General features: G+C 66.2%; 17 protein-coding genes and 4 pseudogenes. 16 read left to right on the forward strand and 5 right to left on the reverse strand.

Annotation, left to right across the window (positions count from 1 at the left end; all coding sequences use genetic code 11):
• Window positions 1–52 precede the first annotated feature (52 nt).
• From ABC766_RS16750 to ABC766_RS16760, 3 genes are all read right to left on the reverse strand, one after another.
• The gene (locus ABC766_RS16750) at window positions 53–679 is read right to left on the reverse strand and encodes an ANTAR domain-containing response regulator (protein ID WP_043357993.1); all 627 of its coding nucleotides are present in this window, start codon (window positions 677–679) and stop codon (window positions 53–55) included.
• On the reverse strand, window positions 676–1,830 hold the full coding sequence (locus ABC766_RS16755) for a transporter substrate-binding domain-containing protein (protein ID WP_043387289.1): 1,155 nt from the start codon (window positions 1,828–1,830) through the stop codon (window positions 676–678). Before ABC766_RS16755 ends, ABC766_RS16750 begins: the two co-directional genes overlap by 4 nt.
• A gap of 151 nt (window positions 1,831–1,981) precedes the next feature.
• Window positions 1,982–2,566, reverse strand: coding sequence for a DNA-3-methyladenine glycosylase (locus ABC766_RS16760; protein ID WP_345819089.1), 585 nt, complete (start codon window positions 2,564–2,566; stop codon window positions 1,982–1,984).
• Between the two features lie 152 nt (window positions 2,567–2,718).
• On the opposite strand from ABC766_RS16760, the gene ABC766_RS16765 reads away from it, so the two are divergent.
• A complete protein-coding gene (locus tag ABC766_RS16765) occupies window positions 2,719–4,443 on the forward strand; it encodes an adenylate/guanylate cyclase domain-containing protein (protein WP_345819090.1) in 1,725 nt (574 codons plus the stop codon).
• Window positions 4,444–4,566: 123 nt separating this feature from the next.
• Here ABC766_RS16765 and ABC766_RS16770 read toward each other — a convergent pair whose 3' ends face one another.
• Complete coding sequence (locus ABC766_RS16770) at window positions 4,567–5,796, reverse strand: MFS transporter (protein WP_075381059.1); 1,230 nt, start codon at window positions 5,794–5,796, stop codon at window positions 4,567–4,569.
• Between the two features lie 93 nt (window positions 5,797–5,889).
• Between ABC766_RS16770 and gcvA the strand changes: the two genes are divergently transcribed.
• The 5 genes and pseudogenes from gcvA to ABC766_RS16795 all read left to right on the forward strand — a co-directional run bounded on the left by gcvA (window position 5,890) and on the right by ABC766_RS16795 (window position 11,139).
• Window positions 5,890–6,777, forward strand: coding sequence for a transcriptional regulator GcvA (gene gcvA / locus ABC766_RS16775; RefSeq protein ID WP_345819091.1), 888 nt, complete (start codon window positions 5,890–5,892; stop codon window positions 6,775–6,777).
• A gap of 198 nt (window positions 6,778–6,975) precedes the next feature.
• On the forward strand, window positions 6,976–9,120 hold the full coding sequence (locus ABC766_RS16780) for a helicase-related protein (RefSeq protein WP_043357983.1): 2,145 nt from the start codon (window positions 6,976–6,978) through the stop codon (window positions 9,118–9,120).
• 391 nt (window positions 9,121–9,511) lie between these two features.
• Entirely contained in the window at window positions 9,512–9,727 is a 216-nt protein-coding gene (locus ABC766_RS16785; RefSeq protein ID WP_345822782.1) for a 3-keto-5-aminohexanoate cleavage protein, read from the forward strand.
• Window positions 9,693–9,914 (forward strand): AraC family ligand binding domain-containing protein, encoded by a 222-nt coding sequence (locus ABC766_RS16790; RefSeq protein WP_342143649.1) that lies wholly within the window; start codon window positions 9,693–9,695, stop codon window positions 9,912–9,914. The genes ABC766_RS16785 and ABC766_RS16790 overlap by 35 nt, the downstream gene beginning before the upstream one ends.
• A gap of 63 nt (window positions 9,915–9,977) precedes the next feature.
• Window positions 9,978–11,139 (forward strand): annotated as a pseudogene (locus ABC766_RS16795) (IS3 family transposase).
• Between the two features lie 99 nt (window positions 11,140–11,238).
• On the opposite strand, the pseudogene ABC766_RS16800 reads toward ABC766_RS16795, so the two are convergent.
• Window positions 11,239–11,437 (reverse strand): annotated as a pseudogene (locus ABC766_RS16800) (TrbC/VirB2 family protein).
• Window positions 11,438–11,656: 219 nt separating this feature from the next.
• On the opposite strand from ABC766_RS16800, the gene istA reads away from it, so the two are divergent.
• The 10 genes and pseudogenes from istA to tssG all read left to right on the forward strand — a co-directional run bounded on the left by istA (window position 11,657) and on the right by tssG (window position 21,761).
• The gene (gene istA / locus ABC766_RS16805) at window positions 11,657–13,177 is read left to right on the forward strand and encodes an IS21 family transposase (RefSeq protein ID WP_122163118.1); all 1,521 of its coding nucleotides are present in this window, start codon (window positions 11,657–11,659) and stop codon (window positions 13,175–13,177) included.
• Entirely contained in the window at window positions 13,174–13,947 is a 774-nt protein-coding gene (gene istB / locus ABC766_RS16810) for an IS21-like element helper ATPase IstB (RefSeq protein WP_122163120.1), read from the forward strand. The genes istA and istB overlap by 4 nt, the downstream gene beginning before the upstream one ends.
• A 59-nt stretch (window positions 13,948–14,006) precedes the next feature.
• A complete protein-coding gene (locus ABC766_RS16815; RefSeq protein WP_122163178.1) occupies window positions 14,007–14,636 on the forward strand; it encodes a plasmid pRiA4b ORF-3 family protein in 630 nt (209 codons plus the stop codon).
• 111 nt (window positions 14,637–14,747) lie between these two features.
• Window positions 14,748–15,462, forward strand: a pseudogene (locus ABC766_RS16820) (IS5 family transposase).
• Between the two features lie 13 nt (window positions 15,463–15,475).
• Window positions 15,476–15,612: pseudogene (locus tag ABC766_RS16825) on the forward strand (IS3 family transposase); the annotation flags it as partial.
• A gap of 671 nt (window positions 15,613–16,283) precedes the next feature.
• Entirely contained in the window at window positions 16,284–16,796 is a 513-nt protein-coding gene (tssB, locus tag ABC766_RS16830; protein WP_342143647.1) for a type VI secretion system contractile sheath small subunit, read from the forward strand.
• 162 nt (window positions 16,797–16,958) lie between these two features.
• Window positions 16,959–18,458, forward strand: coding sequence for a type VI secretion system contractile sheath large subunit (gene tssC / locus ABC766_RS16835; protein WP_342143645.1), 1,500 nt, complete (start codon window positions 16,959–16,961; stop codon window positions 18,456–18,458).
• Between the two features lie 65 nt (window positions 18,459–18,523).
• Entirely contained in the window at window positions 18,524–18,982 is a 459-nt protein-coding gene (tssE, locus tag ABC766_RS16840) for a type VI secretion system baseplate subunit TssE (protein WP_345819092.1), read from the forward strand.
• A gap of 11 nt (window positions 18,983–18,993) precedes the next feature.
• On the forward strand, window positions 18,994–20,757 hold the full coding sequence (gene tssF / locus ABC766_RS16845) for a type VI secretion system baseplate subunit TssF (protein WP_345819093.1): 1,764 nt from the start codon (window positions 18,994–18,996) through the stop codon (window positions 20,755–20,757).
• Window positions 20,721–21,761, forward strand: coding sequence for a type VI secretion system baseplate subunit TssG (tssG, locus tag ABC766_RS16850; protein ID WP_345819094.1), 1,041 nt, complete (start codon window positions 20,721–20,723; stop codon window positions 21,759–21,761). The genes tssF and tssG overlap by 37 nt, the downstream gene beginning before the upstream one ends.
• Window position 21,762: the final 1 nt, after the last annotated feature.

A 21,762-nucleotide genomic window follows, 5' to 3' on the forward strand; every position in this document is an offset into this window, starting at 1 on the left:
ATACGCGCCCCGAACCGGACCGCAAGACCATAAATGCGGCAGGCTGCTGCGATCAGGTCTTTTCCGCCAACGCGATGCGCAGGCCGAGACCGCTCATCGCCTCGTGGGCCGAGACCACGCTCTCGGCCACGCTGGCCATCGGCACGCGGGCGGCGGTGGCCCGGTCCCGGAGCATCTTGTAGGCGGCGTCCTCGTCGATCCGGTTCAGGTCCACGAGCAGCCGGACCGCCTTCTCGACGGTGCGGCGGCCCTTCATGGTCTCCTCCAGCCGGTTGATCTTGCTGGTGAGCCGGCCCTCGTAGCCGCGCCGGTAGCGGGCCAGGGCGAACTGGGTGAGCACGCCCCGCGGGTGGAGCGGCTTGTTGAGCACGCCGTGGGCGTTGACGTCGGCGATCGCCTTCAGGGAGGTTGGGCTCTCGTAGGCCACGATGGCGATGACCGCCGGCTCCAGCGCCTCGATCGACGGCAGCAGGTGCATCACCTGGGCGTCGTCGAGCTGGATGAACAGCGTGTCGATGTCGGCGGGCAGGGCGGCGGGCGGCGGCCACGCCAGGGAGACCGCGCAGCCGAGGCGACGGAGCTGCTCCAGCAGCGCGGCGCCCTCCTCGTCCTTGGGGTGGATGACGAGGGCGCGGGCGCGCCGCAGGTCGTCCAGGATCTTGCGGGCGGGGGCGGTCACGCGGCGAGACCCTCCTCCAGCCAGTTCGTCTCGAACCGGGACCACGCGAGGTAGGGATCGGGCCGCACGGGCCGGCGCGCCCGCCAGACCACGTCGAACTGCCCGTCGGCCCGGGCGACGCCGATGCCCGGCGTGAGCCAGATGTGCCGCGTCTCGCCGTCGAAGGCGAGGTCGCCCTCCGGCGCCGCGAGGCGCTGGCGCAGGGCCGCCGCGCCGAGGCGCTCGGCGTCGAGGGTGCCGGCCTCCGTGAGCGCCCGGGCGAAGAGATGGACCTGCGCGTAGGCGGTCTCCGACCACATGCTGGTGGGGCGCTCGGGCCCGAACCGGGCCTGGAAGGCGGCGACGAAGCGCCGGTTCTCCTCGCTCGCAAGGGACCCGAAATACGGGGCCGCCAGGACGTGGCCGGTGCAGTGCTCGGGACCGATCGCGTGGATCTGGCCCTCCGCCAGGGTCAGGCTGGCGATCGGGCAGCGGGCGCGGTCGATGCCGGATTCCGCGTAGGCGCGGTAGAGCCGCTCGGCCCCGCGCCCCACCACGGTGGAGAAGACCGCGTCCGGCGCGGCGTCGCGGATCGCCGCGATCATGGCGGCATGGGCCGCGTCGTCCGCGTCGAGGGCCGCGTACAGCTCGCCCACGATGGTCCCGCCCTTCGCCTCGATCAGGTCGCGCATGACCCGGTTCGATTCCCGCGGGTAGATGTAGTCGGAGCCGATCAGGAAGATCCGCCGCCCCTGCTCCTGCAGGAGGTAGTCGGCCAGGGCGAAGACGTTCTGGTTGAGGGTCGCACCGGTGTAGATGATGTTCTCCGAGTACTCGAAGCCCTCGTAGATCGACGGGTACCAGAGCAGGCCGTTGTGCCGCTCCATGGTGGACAGCACCGACTTCCGGCTCGCCGAGAGCGAGCAGCCGAACACCACCTCGACCCCGTCCTCGGCAAGCATTCGCCGGGCCAGGGTGCGGTAGGCGTCGGTCTCGCCGGCGGGGTCGTAGCAGACCGGCTCGATCGGGCGGCCCAGCACGCCGCCGGCCTGGTTGATCTCCTCGATCGCGAGCGCGGTGCCGAGGAAGTGCTCGGTCTCGGTGATGCCGCTCACCCCGCTGCGGGAGAACAGGACGCCGACCCGCCACGTCGCTTCATCCTTGGCCGCCATGGCCCCTCCCCGCGCGCGCCCAGGCCCGGCGGATCGCCCGCGCCTCGGCCCCGTCCTACCCGACGGACGCCCCCCTGCGGAAGCGTCGGCCCGGTCGCGCGGGCTCGTCCCGGATCCGCGACCGGACATCCCGCTCCGGCCGCTGCGATCCTCAGGCGGTCCCGGCCCCCGGTTCGGCCCGCCGCACCGGCCGGCTGACGAAGCGGGAGCCGGCGAGCAGGAACCGCCAGGGCGTCTCGGCGCCGCGGGTGATCCCGATGCGCCGGTCGCTGACCACGTCGACGGCCCCGGGATCGCCCGCGGCGCGGGGCTCGAACCGGAACGGCGCCCCCGCGAGGGGCGCGCCGTCCAGCGCGTCGGTGACGCCGAGGGCCTGGCAGAGGCGGCCCGGCCCGGCGCAGAGCAGGCGCGGCTCCTCCACGCCGCGGCGCGCCCGCATGGCGGGAAGCCCCTCGGTGGGCGCGAGGGCCCGGAGCAGCACGGCGCTGCCGGGCTCGCAGACGAGGTTCAGGCACCAGTGCATCCCGTAGGAGCGATACACGTAGGCATGGGCCGGCGGCCCGAACATGCTGGCGTTGCGCCGGGTGGGGCCGCGGAAGCTGTGGGAGGCCGGATCGGTGCTGTCGTAGGCCTCGGTCTCGACGATGATCCCGCCGGCCGCGCCGACGAACAGGCGGGCGCCGATCAGGTCGAAGGCCACCGCGGCGGCGCTGCGGGCGAAGAAGGTGTCCAGCATCGGGTCTCCGGCGCGGTCGATACGCGCGATCCTCACGTCCGGGACTCCACGGATCGCCGGCGAAATGAAATAAATCGGACGCGGCGGAAGTCTTGCTGGTACGAGGGACCGTGAATGGCGGGCCCAGAACCGATCTCCTCGGACCTCCCAGCATGGTGCGCACAGCCTCGATCGCGACGCTTCGATCCGCCGATGCGGGCGCGCAACCCCGATCCGCCACGCAAGCCGCGTGGATCCGCCTGAACCTGCGGCGCCTCCGGCTGGCCAGCGGCCTGGTCTTGTTCGGCTACGTGCTGACCCACCTGCTCAACCACGCCCTGGGCAACATCTCCCTCGACGCCATGGAGGACGGCCTCGACCTCGTCACGGCCGTCTGGCTCAATCCCGTCGGCCTGACGCTGCTCTACGGCGCCCTGGTGCTCCATCTGCTGCTCGGGCTCCAGGCGCTCTACGCGGCCCGCTTCTTCCATTGGCGGCCCTCCGAGGCCCTGCAGCTGGTCTCGGGCCTGCTGATCCCGACGCTCCTCATCAGCCACATCACGGCGACCCGGATCTCCTTCGTCACCGAGGGGCTCGACAAGGGCTACGCGCAGGAACTCTACGCCTTCTGGATCGCCTCGCCGACGCAGGGCCTGCTGCAGGTCACGGTCCTGGTCCTGGCCTGGATCCACGGCTGCATGGGCCTGTATTTCTGGCTGCGGCTGAAGCCCGCCTTCGGGCGCATGGCGCCCTGGCTGCTCGCGCTCGCGGTCCTGGTCCCGGTCCTGTCGCTGCTGGGCTTCGCGCAGGGCGGCCGCATGATCCTCACCCTGGCGCAGGATCCGGCGTGGCGGGCGGTGGCCCTCCAGCCGGTCCATGTCGGGCTGCCCGATCAGGTCGCGCGGCTCGCGGCCATCCGGGACGGGCTGCTCGGGACCTATGCGGGCCTGGTGGCGGCGGTGGTCGCAGCGCGCGGCGTGCGGACCCTCGCCGAGGTCAAGCGGGGCACGATCCGGCTCAGCTATCCGGACGGGCGGGTGGTGCGGGTCCCCCGGGGCACCAGCGTGCTGGAGGCGAGCCGGCGCAACCGGATCCCCCATGCCAGCGTCTGCGGCGGCCGCGGCCGATGCTCCACCTGCCGCATCCGGGTGACGGACGGCAGCGACGGCGCGCCCAGTCCCGGCCGCACCGAGCGGTCGGTCCTGGAGCGCATCGCCGCCGGTCCGGGGGTGCGCCTCGCCTGCCAGTTCCGGCCCGAGACCGACATGGCCGTGGTGCCGCTGCTGCCGCCGCAGCCGCGGATGCGCCAAGCCGACCTGCTCGACCGGGCGCAATCCGGCGAGGAGCGCTTCATCGTGGCGATGTTCGTCGACCTGCGCGGCTCGACCCGGCTCGCCGAGGAGCGCCTGCCCTACGACACGGTCTTCATCATCAACCGCTTCCTCGGCGCGGTCGGCGACGCCGTGCGGGAGGCCGGCGGCTCGACCAACCAGTTCCTCGGCGACGGTCTGCTCGCCCTGTTCGGCCTGGAGACGGAGCCCGGGCAGGCCGCCCAGGACGCCCTGCGGGCGATCGACCTCATCGCCGACGCCGTCGACACCCTGAACCGGCTGCTGGCGGCCGATCTGGAGCACACGCTCCGGTACGGGATCGGCGTGCATGCGGGCCTCGCCATCGTCGGCGAGATGGGCGACGCCACCGATGCCCGCTTCACGGCGCTGGGCGACACCGTCAACGTCGCCGCCCGCCTCCAGGGCCTGACCAAGACCCTCGGCTGCGTGGCCGTGGTGTCGGAGGCGGTCTACCGGGCGGCCCGCGTGGCGCCGGAGGCGATCCGCGACATCGCGGTGGAGGGCCGCTCGGAGGCCGTCCGGGTCAGCACCCTCGGAAACGCCTGACGCAAACGTCTTTGCGAGCGGAGCGAAGCAACCCAGGGTGGCGTCGCGCTGGCGAGAAGTCCCGCTGCCCTGGGTCGCTTCGCTGCGCTCGCGATGACGGGTGATCCAAGCGGACGCCGCGCCTCAGGCCCGTTGCCGGTCCGCCGCCCCGAGGCGCGGCGCCAGGGCCAGCATCAGCGGCACCACGGCGAGCGCCGTCCCGGCCGCCGCCACCGCCGCCCAGTGCGGGCCGGCCGCGTCGCCGAGCCGTCCGTAGAGCAGCGGCGCCGCCAGCGCGCTGCCGCCGAGCGTCCAGGTGTAGAACACCGCGAAGGCCCGCTCGACCCGGCCGCCCGGGGCCAGTTCCGGCACCGTCCCGTAGAGGACCGACGAGGTGCCGTTCAGCATCACGCCGAGGAGCGGCAGCAGGATCAGCCCGGGGGCCAGGGGTAGGACGATCACCGCCAGGATCGCGAGCGCCGTCCCGGTCTCGGTGAGGATCACGGTCCGGGTCACGCCGAGGCGTTCCCCGAGGCGCCCGCACACCGCCTTGCCGAGGGCGCCGCCGATGAAGACCAGCGAGAGCGCGAGGCCCACCGTGGTCAGCGCCGCACCCTTCTCCTGCAGCAGGAACGGCAGGTAGAGCAGGAAGGCCGGCCGCGCGGCGTTGTCGAGCATGCCGATGGCGACGAGGAGCCCGAACCCCGCGCCGGGCGGCGATGCGCCCGCGACCCGGCGGGTCGCCCGCTTGGCGGCCGCCTGGGCGCTGCGTGACTGCGGCTCACGCGGAAGCAGGCGCCCGACCAGCACCGCCACGAGGACGCCTCCGCCGGCGATCACCCAGAGGGCGTGGCGCCAGCCCGACAGGGTCAGCAGCAGCCCGACCAGGGGCGGGACCGCCGCCTTCCCGAGGTCGCCGGTGAAATTGTAGGTGCCGAGGGGCCCCCGCGCCGCCGCGCCGTAGGCCCGGGCGATCACCGCCGAGGCCAGGGGATGCTGGGTGCTGCTGCCGGCGCCGCCGAGCAGGAGGCCGACCCCGAGCCCGACGAGGCCGCCCGAGGCGCCGGCGATCGCGTAGCCCGCCGCGCTGAGCCCGGTGCCGAGCACCAGCACGATCCGGGCGCCCCAGGCCTGGGCAAGGCGGCTCGCCGGCATCTGCAGCGCCGCCAGCGCGCCGTTGTAGAGCGACCGCAGGAAGGCCAGGGCGACGTAATCGAGGCCGAACTCCGCCTGCCAGACCGGCAGCAGCACGTAGATCAGGTCCGTGTAGCCGTCGTGCAGGGCGTGGTTGACCCCGGTCGCCAGGAGGGTGCGCCGGGCCTCCGGCGGGGACGCGGTTTCGGAAGACGCGGTCGGAACGGACGCGACGGACATCCAGCCATCCTTCGTGGTTCCGAACCAGGATGGCGGCCTGGCGGGGAGCTGACAAACGCCTTATGCTGACGCTCGCGTGAGGAAACCTGACCCGTGCATCGTCGCCTGCCGCCCCTGAACGCCCTGAAGGCCTTCGAGGCGGCCGCGCGGCACGGGAGCTTCACCCGGGCCGCGGACGAGCTGCGGGTCACCCACGGCGCGGTGAGCCGGCACGTGCAGATGCTGGAGGGCTGGCTCGGCCTGCCGCTGTTCACGCGCCACAACCGGCGCGTGGTCCTCACCGAGGCGGGGGTCGCCTACGCCACCGAGATCGGCGCCGCCCTCGACCGGATCGCCCTGGCCACGGCCCGCCAGGTGGAGCGCGGGCGGCCGCGCCTGCTGCACGTGAATGCGCTCGCCACCTTCACCCTGCGCTGGCTGATCCCGCGCCTGTCCGGCTTCCAGGTGGCCAACCCGGCGATCGAGGCCCGGCTGACGACCTCCAACGTGCCCCTGGCGCAGCTCGCGGAGCCGTTCGATGTCGCGATCCGCGGCGGTCCGGAGACGCGCCCGGGCCATCGCGCGGAGCCGTTCCTGTCCGAACGCCGCATCCCCGTCTGCAGCCCGGCCCTGCTGCAGCGCCTCCCCCTCGCAGAGCCCGAGCAGCTCCGGCAGCACACCCTGCTGCACGCGGCGACGCTCCCGCGGGTCTGGCCAGACTGGCTGCGGGCGGCCGGTGTGCCCGATCTGGAGCCGCAGGCCTCGGTGACGCTGGAGCATTTCTACCTGACCCTCCAGGCCGCCCTCGACGGGCTCGGGATCGCCATGGGGCCCGAGCGGCTGATCGCCGACGACGTCGCGGCCGGCCGCCTGACCCTGCCCTTCGCGGGCCCGTCTCTGCCGGCACGGAGCTACTACACCTACGTCCCGGAGCCCCGGGCGGAGGATCCGGCGGTGCGGGCCTTCTGCGGCTGGCTCGCCGAGGCGGCCCGGCAACCGTGAGATCCCGTCTTTGCGAGCGCAGCGAAGCAACCCAGTGTCGCGCAACGTTGGGGCTCGTGGCGCCGCTGGATTGCTTCGCTGCGCTCGCAAGGACGGTTTCGGAGTGGCGTCCGGGCGCGGTTCCGCGCATGGATCGGATCCGGAACGCCCCCGACCGCGTCAGGGTTTGCGTGAGACGCTTCTGCCGAAGGTGACCGCATGGCGCGCAAGCGTCTCCGCCCGACCATCGAGAGCCTGATCGAATCCCTCGGGCGGCTCGGCCTGTCCCCGGAGGCCGTCGACCTCGACCGGCTGCTCGCCGATCTCGAACTGCCCGAATACGGCGCCGAGGTGGAGGACGACCGCGTCGCCCGCGCCGTGCGCGCGATGCAGGCCGCCCGGGCCTTCGCGGAGACCGGCATCCCGGCGGTCCGGAAGGCCGTGCCGAACCTCCGGGCCGTGGTGACGAAGGACCACCGGATCACGTGGCTGATCCGCACCGAGATCCCCCTCCTCGACAACGGCCGCCTGGACCTGCGGCTCGACATCGCGCCGGAGCCGGAGGCGGCCGAGATCCTGGCCCGCATGGCCGCCCGGAACGACCCGGCCCACCGCCTGGACGCCCTGCGCGAGGCCGTGACGCGCACGGCGCTCCAGGCCACCCGCGCCCTGCACAAGCCGGTCGACCGGTTGCGGGCGCAGCTCCTCGTCGACCTGCGCGAGGTCGGGGCGGACGCCGCCGCCTACATCGCCCACATGGACCGGTCGCTGCGGTCCCGGGTGTTCACCTACGGCCCGAAGCTCGCCCGGGGCCTCAACGACACGCTCACCCCCGTGCGCCGGCACGCCAAGGCGGTGGCCCGCGAGGGCTCGCGCCTGCGCCGCCTGCGCGATCAGGTCGGCTTCGGCGCCTATATCGAGCGCTTCACCGCCGCCCGGCGCCTCAACCGGACAATCCTGTTCCACATGGGGCCGACGAATTCCGGCAAGACCTACGCGGCGCTCCAGCACCTGACCGCGGCGGAGACCGGCGCCTACCTCGCGCCGCTCCGGCTCCTGGCCCTGGAGAATTACGAGACCCTGCGCGAGCGGGGCTTGCGCGCCGGCATGATCACCGGCGAGGAGGTGCTGGGCGCGGCCAACCCCACCCACACCGCCCGCACCATCGAGACCGCCGACCTGACGCGGCCCATCGACGTGGCGGTGATCGACGAGATCCAGATGCTGTCGGATCCCGACCGCGGCTGGGCCTGGACCAACGCGCTGTTCGGCGTCGCCGCCAAGACCGTGATCGTCTGCGGCTCCGACGACGCCCTGTCGTATGTCCGCCGCGCCGCCGAGGCCGCCAACGAGTCCCTGGAGGTGATCCCCTTCACCCGGAAGTCGCCGCTCCTGCTCGTGGAGGAGCCGGTCCCCCTGGAGAAGGTCGAGGCCGGCGACGCGGTCGTGGCCTTCTCCCGCCGGGCCGTGCACGAGAACCGCGAGATCCTCGTCGCCCGGGGCCACCGGGTGGCGACCATCTACGGCGCCCTGTCGCCCGAGGTCCGGCGGGCCGAGGCCGCGCGCTTCCGCTCGGGGGAGGCCAACGTGCTGGTGACCACCGACGCGATCGGCATGGGGCTCAATCTCGGGCCGCTCAAGCGGATCGTGTTCTCGGCGGTGCGCAAATGGGACGGCAGTGCCGAGCGGGCGCTCACCCATTCCGAGATCCGGCAGATCGCCGGCCGGGCCGGCCGCTACGGCCACCAGGATGTCGGCTACGTGGCGGCGACGGACGCGGTCGCCATCGAGCCGATCCGGATCGCGCTGTCGGGCGCCCCGACGGCGCCCGCGGCCGACACGCGCTTCTTCGTCCGCCCCGATCTCGGGGCGATCCGCTCGGTGGCCGAGGAGATGCGCACGCACAGCCTCACCGAGGTGCTGACCCACTTCGCCCGGGCGACCTTCTACGCCGGCTCGCCGTTCCAGCCCTCGGCCCTGGAGGAGGTGCTGGAGGTGGCCCGGATCGTCGACCGGGCCCGGCTGCCGATCGAGGAGAAGTTCGCCTTCTCGGTCTGCCCGATCAATCGGCGCGACGAGATCGCCATGGGCCTCCTGGAGCGCTGGTGCCAGGCCCGGGCCGCCGGCCTCACGGTCCCCGCCCTCCGGGGCAACCTCGCGGGGGCGCTCGACTATCAGGAGCGGACCGTGAAGCTCGCGAGCGCCTATCTGTGGCTGTCCCGACGCTTCCCGGAGACGTTCGACGACGGTGAGGCGATCCGGCACATGCGCGGCCGCGCCAACGACGCCATCGAGCAGCACCTGCGCGAGACCGCGACCCGCAAGGCCGAGCGCCGGAGCCGGCGGAGCAGCGGAGCGCGGTGAGGCCGGAATTCCGGCCGTCGCACCCGAACAGCCCGGTTCACATGGGTCGGACCGGCTTCAGCCACGGTATCCGGTCGGACGGATGCGCGCGGCTCGAAGTTCCGTACGTTCACGCAGCTGAATGTCCGCCGCATCGTACGTCCCGGGCCACGACGGACGTGTCGGAGAAGCGGGCTCAACGATCAGCGACCTGAGAATCCCGATGCCGACGGCAAATGCGCAAGACCGCTGTGCCGCAGCAAAGCTTTCGCCCCGGATTGTCCGGTCTGACGCCGAAGATGTCCGACACCGTGACGTCGGACAGAGGCGGGACCGTTATCCTGGTGCGATCCTATGATCGCGGTTCATCGTTGGGTCTCTCACCGCCACGCATGAGCCCGCCATCGGGGAACTGGCGGCGAGCAACGAGCAACTTGTCGCGCGTGTCGTAAACATCGCCAGGATCGTCGGGCGCGACATTGCGATCCCGGCCGAGGCCCGCGCGAGTCTGCGTCTGTGCAAGGTCGACGCGCGGGGATCTTCGGACGGGAGGGCCCTCGTCCGGCGGCTCCCGGCGCGGAGAGAACCCAACCATGGACCTCAAGAGCACCGACCCGCGGGACTATGAAGCATCGCCGCACGGTATCGCGGCGATGCCGAAGGAGTTTCCTGCCGGTTCCCGCATTCCTTCGCATGTCCATGGACGCGCGCAGCTGATCTACGCGACCTCCGGCGTCATGGAGGTCACGACGGCGGACGGCCTCTGGCTGCTCCCACCGCAGCGGGCCCTCTGGATGCCGGCCGGGATCGCCTGACCTGACCGGCTGGCTTCGGACCGGGCTGATTGAGAGGTTCAGCCTGGACCAGAGGAGTTGGGGATGAAGCGAGGACAGAGGCCGAGCGCGGAGCAGGTCGTGCTGATGCTGCGCCAGATCGAGGTGCAGACGGCACAAGGCAAAAGCATCGCAGTCGCCTGCTAAGAAGCGGACGTCTCCGAGCAGAGCTACTACCGCCGGCGTAAGGAGTACGGCGGTCTGAAGGTTGATCAGGCCAGGAAGACGAAAGATCTGGAGCGCGAGAACGCTCGTCTTCGTCGGCTCGTGGCTGATCTATCTTTAGAGAAGCAGATCCTGGCGGACGTCGCCTCGGGATCCGAAGGGCAGCGACAGCAAAACTTGTAGCCCCCGAGCGACGCCGGCAGGCGGTCGATGGCATTCGGGAGAAGTACAGTCTCTCGGAACGTCACGCCTGCCGGATCGTCGGCCAGCACCGCGGCACGCAACGCTACATGCCCACCGTGTTGGCCGACGAGGATGGGCTGACCCGAGCCATCGTTGCCCTGGCCTGCGAGTATGGGCGCTATGGCTACCGTCGTGTCACCGCGCTGCTGAAGACAGACGGCTGGCAGGTGGGCAAGGACCGAGTTCAGCGCATCTGGCGTCGCGAGGGGCTGAAGGTCCCCAGCCGACATAAACCCCGCAGCCGCCTCTGGCTGAACGACGGCTCGTGCGTGCGGCTGCGGCCCCTCCACCGCAACCACGTCTGGAGCTTCGACTTCGTGCAGGCCCAGACCCACGACGGCCGGAGCCTGCGCATCCTGACGCTGATCGATGAGCACAGCCGGGCGTGCCTCGCCTCGAAGGTGGCGCGGCGCATCAACAGCCTGGGTGTGATCGAGGCCCTGGCAGAGGCGATGTGCCTGCACGGCATCCCGGAGAACATCCGCGCGACAACGGTCCCGAAATGATCTCGAAGGCGCTGCGCAGGTGGGTCACCAAGGCCGGCTCTCAGATCCGGTACATCGAACCCGGCTCGCCTTGGGAGAACGGGTACTGTGAGAGCTTCAACGGCAGGCTGCGCGACGAGTGCCGGAGGCAGGAGATCTTCTACTCACCCAAGGAGGCACAGATCGTGATAGGTCTCTGGCAGAACACGCACAACCGCGTCCGGCCGCATTCGTCGCTGGGCTACCGACCGCCCGCGCCTGTCAGCGTCCCGGATCTGGCCTTCCGGATACCCATGGGCGCGACCATGCAGTAGCCTCGCAACTGGCCCGATCCAAAATCCCGGTCAGGTCAAGACCGGGCTCGACTCCCTTCCGGCCCGGCACCTCGGACGCAGTGTCGGACACGCCGGCCATCAGACCAGCACCCCGCCACCGAAGCTGAAGAAACACAGGACGAACGTGCCGGCGGCGAAGGCGATCGGCAGGCCGAACACGACTGGATCAGTCGGCGAAATCGCCGAACGTGTAGCCGAAGGCCAGCGCGAGGCCGGTCGAGATGTTGACAATGAACGCGATGGTCTTGGCGATTGGCCCATTGATCGACCGGAGGATCTGCTGGAGCGGCTGCTCTCACGGCATCGACGATCTCGACGCTCAGGCTGACCCGCTCCACGCGGTGGTCCGAGTTTAAAGGTTGCGTCCGGACCCAGAACGGTGGCGCGGCTCGGCGAAATGTGTGACGCCAACTACGATTGCCGCCTGACGACGATTGGGATGGCCGGTTCGACGTGAGGGCGCGCAGCCTTCCCCCGCGATCACGGGGGAAGGCTGATGCCGGGCTTGCACGTCACCGACCGACAGGTCCGGCGCTTCATGACCTCACGACGGGAAGGCCACACGCAGGCTGTCGCGGCAGCCCAGGCCGGCTTCAGCGAGCGCACCGGGCGGCGCATCGAGGCCGGTCCGACCCTGCCGAGCCAGAAGCCCCCACGCACCTATCGCACCCGCGCCGATCCCTTCGCCGATGTCTGGCGGGAGGAACTCGTGCCTCTTCTGGAAGCCGTGCCCCACATCCGGGCCACCAGCCTGCTCGAAGAACTCGACCGCCGCCATCCCGGGCGCTTCGGCGAGGGCGTGCTGCGCTCCCTGCAGCGGCGTGTCGCCCACTGGCGCGCCACCGAGGGGCCCGAGCGCGAGCTGATCTTCCGCCAGGAACATCCGCCCGGGCGACAGGCGCTCTCAGACTTCACCGACGGATCCAAGCTCGGCGTCACCTTGGCGGGCCGTCCCTTCCCGCATCTGCTCTACCACTTCTGGCTCGCCTACTCGGGCTGGCGTTCGCTCAAGGCGATCTGCGGCGGGGAGAGCTTCACCGCGCTCACCGAAGGTCTGCAGGATGCCCTCTGGCAGCTCGGCGGCGTGCCCCGCGAGCACCGCACCGATCGGCTCTCGGCCGCCTACCGCAACCTCGCCACCCGCGACGACGAAGCCGAGGCCTACGCCGCCTTCTGCCGGCACTACGGCCTGGAGCCGACCCGCAACAATGCCGGTCTCGCCCACGAGAACGGATCGGTGGAGGCGGCTCACGGTCATCTCAAGCTCGGCCTGAGCGAGGCGCTGGAGTTGCGCGGCTCGAAGGACTTCGCCGATCTGGCCGCCTATCAGGCGTTCCTGCAGGACTACGCTTTGCGCAGGAACGCCGCCGTGCGCGACGCCCTGGCGGTGGAGCGCACCGCCCTCGCGCCGCTGCCCACCTACCGCACCAGCGACTACAGCGTCGCCAGCGCGGGCGTGACGCGCTTCGGCACCATCTCGGTGCGCAACGTCCTCTACACCGTCCCCTCGCGCCTCGTGGGCTGCCGCCTCACGGTGCACGTCTACGACGACCGCCTCGTCTGCCACCTGGGGCTCACCCCCGTGCTGACGCTGGCGCGCCGGCACTTCAAGCGCGGCGGCCCGCTCCTGCGCGTCGTCGACTATCGTCACCTCGTCCACGCCCTCGTGAGGAAGCCGCAGGCCTTCCGGCACTCGGTGTTCCGCGAGGACCTGTTCCCCCGCACGGCCTTCCGACGGGCCTGGGACGTCCTCGACGCCGGCCTCGACCTGCGTCAGGCCTGCCGCGTCTACGTCGGGCTCCTGCACCTGGCTGCTACCCACGCCTGCGAGGGCCAGCTCGCCGACCACCTCGATGCCGTCATCGATGCCGGTCGCCTGCCCGATCTCGATACGGCGCGCGCCGCCGTCGCACCGCGCGCGTCGAGCACGCCGCTCGTGCACGTCAGCGCGCCGGATCCGACCGCCTACGACCGCCTGCTGCCCTCCCTCAGCGTCACCCCGGATCCCACGCCATGACCAAGACCGACGCCGCCAAGCTGCCGGTGATGCTCACCAGCCTGCGCCTGCCGACCATCGCCCGCCTCTGGCAGGACCTCGGGGCCCGCGCCGACCGCGAGGGCTGGGGCGCGGCCCGCTACCTCGCCACCCTGTGCGAGCACGAAGTCCAGGAGCGTCACACCCGCCGCATCGCTCGCCATCTCGCCGAGGCGGACCTGCCCACCGGCAAGACGCTGCAGAGCTTCGAGTTCGCCTCCGTGCCGAGCCTGCGCAAGGCCCATGTGCTCGCGCTCGCCGGCGGCGATGCCTGGCTCGATCAGGGGGCCAACATCCTGCTGTTTGGCCCCTCCGGCACCGGCAAGTCTCATCTGGCCGCCGCCATCGGAACGGCGCTCGTCGAGAACGGCCACCGCGTCCTGTTCACCCGCACCACCGACCTCGTCCAGAGGCTGCAGGCGGCCCGGCGTGACCTCGCCCTGCCCGGCCTTCTGGCCAAGCTCGACCGCTACGACTGCCTGATCCTCGACGATCTCGGCTACGTGCGGAAGGATCAGGCGGAGACCAGCGTGCTGTTCGAACTCATCGCCGAGCGCTACGAGCGGCGCTCGCTGATCGCCACCTGCAATCAGCCCTTCAGCGCATGGGATCAGATCTTCCCCGACCCAGCCATGACCGTGGCGGCCATCGATCGGCTCGTCCACCATGCCACCATCCTGGAACTCAACACCGAGAGCTACCGTCGTCGCGCGGCGGCCAGAGCCGGGGCAGAGGCCTCGACGGTAGCCTAATCGTCGCCGGGGCCCGGGATAGTTGACGCCGCCTCCGAGCCGGTCTGCTCTGGGCCATGATGTTCGAGCCCCCCAACGCCTTACAGATCCACGTCGCGATCGACGGGATCGAGCCCGTCGTCTGGCGTCGCCTCGTCGTTCCCTACACGTGGCATCTGGGCGAGCTGCACCTGGCCATCCAGGCCGCCTTCAACTGGTGGAACTACCACCTGCACGAGTTCCGGATCGGAGGCCTGCGCTACGGCGATCCGGATGCGGATGGCTGGGGCAGCCTCGACGATCCGCGCGTGTTCGACGAGCGCGAGGTGCGCCTGCTCGACTTCGATCGCGAGCCCGGGCTGGCCTTCACCTACCTCTACGATTTCGGCGACGACTGGTACCACACCGTCACGCTAGAACGGCCCCTCATCCTCGAAGCCCGGCCGCGCCATGCCACCTGCCTCGACGGAGCGCGCGCCCGGCCGCCGGAGGACGTCGGTGGGCTCGGTGGCTACGAGAACTTCCTGGCCATCATGGCCGATCCCGACGCCCCCGAGCATGCCGAGATCCGGCGCTGGTGCGGTGGCCACTTCGATCCCGACTGGTTCGATCGCGCCGTCGTCGACAAGGACCTGAAGAGCGCCCTCAAACCCAATGTCCGCCGACGCCTGCACCAGCCCAAACCGATACGTCCCGAGCGGCCATCGTAATCGACGCTCTCAGGACATCGAAATTGTCGTTGCACAGCGAAACGTGATTCACGGCTCGCGCTGGAGTGGCCGATGGATCGGTTCTGGCTGACGGACTAGCAGTTTGCGAAGATTGCACCGAACCTGCCCACCGATACACGGGGCAAGGCGCAGGTGGACGACCGGCTCGTCATCAGCGGCATCATCCCCATGCTGAATCCGGTGGCGGTTGGAGAGACGCACCGCGCAAGATCTACGGACCGAAGACGATCCTCTACAATCGCTTCGTGCGTCGGGCGGCGAACGGTGTTTAGGTCGGGCTGTTCGAGGTGCTCGCCCAGGCTGGTGGACCGCCCGCTCAGGTTTTGATCGACTCATTCGTGGTGCAGGCCCATCGCTGTGCCGCCGGAGGCGCAGGGGAGAGCAAACTCAGGCTATTGGTCGCTCGCGAGGCGGACGCACGACCAGGATCCACGCGCTCACCGACAATGCCTGCCGCCCACTCGCTTTCCTGCTGACGGGCGGGCAGGTCGCCGACTGCAAGGCTGCGACGCTGCTCTTGGAGCGCCTGCCTAGCCTCCGCATCGTTCTGGCTGACAAGGGCTACGACAGCGACGCCATTCGCCAGCAGATCGAGGCGACGGAAGCCGCGCCCAACATCCCGCCAAAGGTCGACCGCCGCTGGAAGCCGCGCTTCTCGCCCATGCTCGGTCGCGACCGTAACGGCATCGAGCGGATGTTCGGGCGGATCAAGGACTTCCGTCGCATCGCCGCCCTCTACGATCGGATCGCTCGCAATGACTCCGCTGCCGTCTGCCTCGCGGTGACCGTCTGCTGCCGACTATGAGTCCGGACGGTAGGGCCAGCGAGCCGGACAGACAACGGACAACTGCGATCGGATCAACGCGCTGGAGCGGGAGAACCGTGAACTCCGACAAGCCAATGAGATCCTGAGGAAGGCATCGGGCTATTTTGCCTTGGCGGAGTTCGACCGCCGGGACGACGTTGCCTAACCGAGAAGGACTCCGACAAACCCGGTGCGGTTCAGGGGGCTGTGGAAGCGGTGTGAGCCGAGAGACGCCGAGCGTATCTGGGCGCGATAGTACCAGCTTGAATAGTTTGGACCAAGCGCAAACGTAGAGCGCAGAATACGCTAGCTAAACGCTTTTAGAGACCATTGACGTATAATATCTGAAATAATCTCCAATTTAAGATATTTTTTGCAATAAACTGTGTCGAAATAACATACCTGGTACGAATGACTAATAATAAAGAACTGCGATGCTGAGAATATAAATCGACTTTACAGTTTTGGCTGGGCTTTGACAACAATTGCAAAAAAGATCAATGACCGTTTTTTTCTGCGTCTGCCTTATTGCGACTCAACCTAACATATGATTTACCATCGAAAAGCCAACGCCAGCTTCATAGTGAATAATCATACAGCACATCTGGAATTTCTTACTAAGATAGCAGTACGAAAAGTCTGTTTTGTATACACGAATAAAATTCTATATCGCCACAATCCGAACTGGAAAATATTTAGGCAGATTATAGATCATTCATAAAACACCCCTGAAGGCCGCAAGAAGCACAACGACAGCCGTAGATGGGCTGACTTTTTATGAGGAACTATTTTCATTTCTCTACTACCGGAGGAACGAGACGATGAATGAAACAGAAGGGTCTATTGCCCCGAAAGAGCGGATCAATATTCGATACGTTCCGGCGACAATGGGACAAATATCTGAAGCGGAATTGCCGCTCAAACTCGTCGTGCTCGGAAACTTCTCCGGGAAAGCGGATACGACGCCTGTCGAAGAGCGAAAGATGATTAACGTCGACAAAAACACCCTATCGACGGTTATGAGTGAATCTGGAATCGAAAAGAAGATTACTGTTCGTAACGTGCTCGATGAGCAAAATGGCAGCATAGACCTAGTCGTCAATTTAAAATTTGATTCGTTTAAGGATTTCGAGCCGGATTCTCTGGTTCAACAGGTGCCAGAGCTTATGAAGATGATGCAGTTGCGCGAGGCTCTGGTTGCGCTGAAGGGACCGCTGGGAAATATGCCGGCATTCCGCAAGCGAATGCAGCAAATCCTTGAAAATGAGGAGAGCCGCAACCGGCTGATTGCGGAGTTGGAAGCGCTTCATCATGGTGATTCGAACGCATCCTGAGATGCCGTCCGCGCGGAAGACCATCTCTCATCGAGATCAGTACAGCGCAGCAACGTCTCGATATAGATACGAGTGAGCTAAATCTGACTGACGGTCATCGAGCACGATTTGCAAAATCGTGACTTGATGTTCATTTTACCCATACGATCTCAAGAGGCCATCATGGATACTCTGGTTTCAACACCGTCGCCCCAGAGAATTCCGAGTGAGTCTGGATCCCTACTTGAGCAGATTATGGAGGAAACTCGGCTCAATCCAGGAGAAGAGGGGTACGATGCTGCGCGCATGGGCGTGCGGGCATTTATCGGAGACCTTTTGAAATCGGATGAGCATAATCATAAGATCAACAAATTTCTTGTTGATCGAATGATCGTTGAAATTGATAAAAAAGTCAGCGCGCAAGTCGACGAAATCCTGCACCACCCGGAATTCCGGGAATTAGAGGCGGCTTGGCGTAGCCTTAAGATTCTCGTCGATCGCACGGATTTTCGAGAAAATATAAAAATTGAATTATTGTCAGTCTCGAAGCAAGAATTACTCGAAGACTTTGAAAATGCGCCAGAAGTAGTCCAATCCGGCCTATACAAACAAATTTATTCCTCAGAATACGGTCAATTCGGTGGCGAGCCGGTTGGCGCGATGATTGCGGACTTCGATTTTGGGCCGTCCGTTCCCGACCTTAAGCTCCTTCAGTACGCGGCATCCGTAGGGGCCATGGCGCATGCTCCGTTCATTGCGGCAGCGGCTCCGCAGATGTTCGCGATTGATAGCTATCTCGAACTCCCCAATGTCCGCGATCTGGCCTCAGTTTTCGAAGGGCCCCGCTATCGCAAATGGAACGCCTTGCGAGAAAGTGAAGACAGCCGCTATATCGCCCTTACTGGGCCGAGATTTCTTCTGCGCCAGCCTTACCATCCGATCGACAACCCCGTACATAGCTTCGTATACAATGAAAACGTAACTTTACATCATGAAAATTATTTATGGGGGAATACCGCTTTCCTTTTGGCGTCACGCATAACGGACAGTTTTGCAAAATATCGCTGGTGCCCCAATATTATTGGTCCGAGGTCCGGTGGCGCAGTCCACGATCTACCTATTCACGCCTACGAGTCACTGGGGCAGATCGAGGCCAAGATTCCGACTGAGGTTTTGATTACCGACCGTCGAGAATACGAGTTGGCCGAACTCGGCTTCATTGCGCTGACCATGCGCAAAGGCTCGGACAACGCGGCCTTCTTCTCGGCTAACACGATCCAGAAGCCGAAGCGGTTTCCCGGGACGAAGGACGGTAAAGCAGCTGAGACCAATTATAAGCTCGGCACACAGCTTCCTTATCTCTTCATCGTCAACCGGCTCGCTCATTACATCAAGGTTTTGCAGCGCGAGCAGATTGGCTCGTGGAAAGAGCGGGCGGATCTTGAGCGCGAGCTCAATATCTGGTTGCGCCAGTATATTGCCGATCAAGAAAACCCACCTTCCGAGGTTCGGTCGCTCCGCCCGCTAAGGGATGCGACCGTCCAAGTCAGCGATGTTGAAGGTGATCCGGGTTGGTATCAGGTGACGCTGAAGGTTCGGCCACATTTCAAATACATGGGCGCAAATTTTGAATTGTCGCTGGTTGGCAAGCTCGACAAGTCTGATGCTGCGACGAGTGCTTGATAAGCAGCCGCGGCGTATCCTGGTTTAAGCCCGTCTTCCCTCGTGCCTTGGGCCACCGATTGACTATGATCTTGCGCAAACCTGTGACGCCATCGGTATCGCGTCTGCGTATCTTGAACGGAAGCCTCTTCGATCGCCTCGTGGCGGACGAAGAGGATATCGGGCACCTCTCAGGGATGGACGTCGATGGGGCGCAGATCGCTTCGATCAAAGGCAATCTCGGCCGCGTGCTCAACCTTCGTGCGGGCGGCGCGGCCGCCAACCCCGAGTTGGGCATCATCGATATGAACGACGGGGCGGTGCGCTCCAACGACATGATCCGGCAGATCGCCGAGTCGATCCGCCGTTGCATCGTGATGGGCGAGCCGCGGATCACCGATGTACGGGTCGGCTACATCGCTGCAACCGATGAGCCCTTAAGCCTGCGCTTCCGCATCACGGCGCGCATCGGCAAAGCTGAAGCTGGATCCTCCGCTGAATTCGATCTGTGCTTGAACAAAGATCGCCGCTTTATCTTGAGCTGAGTGTCAGGTCAATGGCAAGTCTATTTCATGACGACCTCAATTACTTGCGAGAGTCCGGCAAGGAATTTTCGCGTCTGAACCCGAAGCTTTCGAAGTATCTTTCTGAGAGCAGCACAGATCCGGACGTCGAGCGGCTGCTGGAGGGTTTTGCGTTCCTGACCTCGCGCGTGAGGGAAAAGATCGAAGACGATCTGCCCGAACTCACCCATTCGCTCGTGCAGTTGCTGTGGCCCAATTTCCTCCGGCCCTTCCCTCCGACCTGCCTCATGCAATTCCGGCCGGTCCGCGGCACGATCACCGAAGCCTATGTAATTCCACGGGGGATGGCGATGCGCGCCCGGCCGATTGAGGGGGGATCGTGCGACTTTCGCACGACAGCGGACTGCCTTGTCTACCCGGTCGAACTGACCGACGTGGCGCATACCCGTACGCAAGATCGATCTCAGCTTGCCTTGAGCTTTGCGATGCTAAGCGAACGCACGGTCGGCAGCGTCAATTTTTCAGATTTGCGCCTTTGGTTCACGGGTGATGCGATCGTCGCGCAGACCCTGTATCTCTGGTGCCTACGCTATCTCCTGGCCTTGCACTTCACTACACCGGACGGGCGGCGGGTGAGGTTGCCGAATACCAGCGTACGGGCCGGTGGCTTTGCCTCCGACGAGACATTGTTACCTAGCGCATCGACGGCATTCGATGCCTATCGGCTGCTCCAGGAGTTCTTCGTCTTCCCCGACAAATTCCACTGTGTCGATTTCGACGGGCTCGCGGCAGCGGCGGCGGGCAGCGAGGCTAAGGAGTTCGGGCTGGACTTGGAGTTCGAGCGACCACTGCCGGCACCTGTGAAATTACGCGCCGACAATGTAAGGTTGTTCTGCTCGCCAGCCGTCAACCTGTTCGAGACCGACGCTGAGCCAATCGCTGTCGATCATCGCAAAGTGCAATATCGGGTCAAGCCGTCCGGAAATGACTGCGCGGCTTGTGAAATATTTTCCATCGACAATGTCATCGGCTTTCGTGCTTCGGAGAAGGATAGACGTTTCCAGATCGAGCGCGCCTACCCTGCCTTCGAATCGTTCCATCACGAAGTCGAAATGGCGTCGCGGCGAGAGCAGGTCTACTACCGTCAACGCCTAACGGCGGCGGCAACCGAGGCCGGGTTCGAACACGCGATCACCTTCGTGCTGCATGACGGCGAGCAGGCGGTGCCTGCTGAAGAGGCGATGAGCATCCGGCTAACCTGCTTCAACCGAACGAGGGCGGCCGAACTGGCCATCGGCGACATCGACCTCGCGACCGATTCGAGTCCATCCTTCATTGAGTTCTCAAATATTACTCGACCGTCATCACCAATTTATCCGCCGATCGATGGTGCGCTGAATTGGAACCTTATCTCGAATTTGTCGCTCAATTATATGTCGCTACTGGATAAAGACGCTCTCGGTGTGATCCTGCAGATCTACGACTACCGATCGCTGACCGATCGGCAGGCAGAGCGGGCGGCGCGTCTCCGTCTCGGCGGCATCCGTAACCTGAGCACCCGGCCGGTGGACATGTTGTTCAAAGGGCGCCCGATTCGCGGAATACGCTCAATCCTCACCCTCGACGAGACATGCTTCCAGTCAGAGGGCGAGATGTACCTCTTCGGTAGCATCCTCAAGGAATTCATCGCCATCAGCACGACCACCAATTCGTTCCACGAATTGGAATTGCGCGGCGAGAACAACGGCGAGATTTATAGATGGCCAGCGACAATCGGCCGTCAGCCGTTGATCTGATCCGCGCGGAGGCCGAGGCGCAGGCTCCAACCTACGCCTTCTATCGCCTTGTGCAGATGATCCAGGACGCCCTCGACGACGGGCGCGAGGTCGGCACGCATCTCTTGCCAGCCGAGGAAAGGATCATCTTTGAAGTCGATAATGGCCTGGGTTTTCCACTCTCGGACGTGGCCAGCATGCGGCTTCTCAACCCGGCCTGCAACGGTGCGCTGGCGGACTCACCGCCGTGCTTTGTGATCACTGTCACCTTCCTCGGGCTGCACGGTTCGGGATCGCCGTTGCCTTCCTATTATGTCGAGCAGATCGCCGGTTACGATCCGAAAGGATCGGTGCTGACAGATTTCTTCAACTTCTTTCACAATCGTCTGATTGGCCTTCTCCATCGCGGCTGGCGGAAATATCGGTATTACATGCGCTACCGCCCCGGCGGGGAGGATGACTTTTCCCGGGGAATCTACTCTCTTTTCGGCCTCTACGATGCACGATTGAGGTCCGACTCAGGAATTTATTGGCCGCGGCTGCTGTGCTTTGCTGGGGTCTTGGCGAGTCGAAACCGCTCGCCTGCCGTGCTTTCCACCATCATTCGGCACACGTTCCGGCTCGAAAGAGTCTCGATCGAGGAATGGGTGCGACGCCGGGTGCCGATCCCAGAGCACCAGAAATGGGGCCTCGGCGGCGCCAATTCCCGCCTGGGCGAGGGAACCATCTCCGGCGATCGCGCCCCCGACTATCAGGGCAAGATCCGGGTGGTCATTCACGATCTCGACGACCGGCGCTTCCGGGATTTCCTGCCTCGCGGACAGGAACATCGGCGGCTCCGTAACCTCGTGGAATTCATGCTCCGCGATCAGTTCGCTTACGATGTCAAGCTGTGCCTGCGTCCCCGTGCCACCCAGCCCATCACGTTGACGCGGGACGATCCCGGCCGGCTCGGCTGGTCCAGCTTTCTGGGCGACGGGCGGCGTGACGAGGAACGGGTCGTCGTGATCACGGCGAGGACATGAG

Origin of the sequence: Methylobacterium fujisawaense, assembly GCF_039619325.1 — a bacterium.
GTDB lineage: Bacteria > Pseudomonadota > Alphaproteobacteria > Rhizobiales > Beijerinckiaceae > Methylobacterium > Methylobacterium fujisawaense.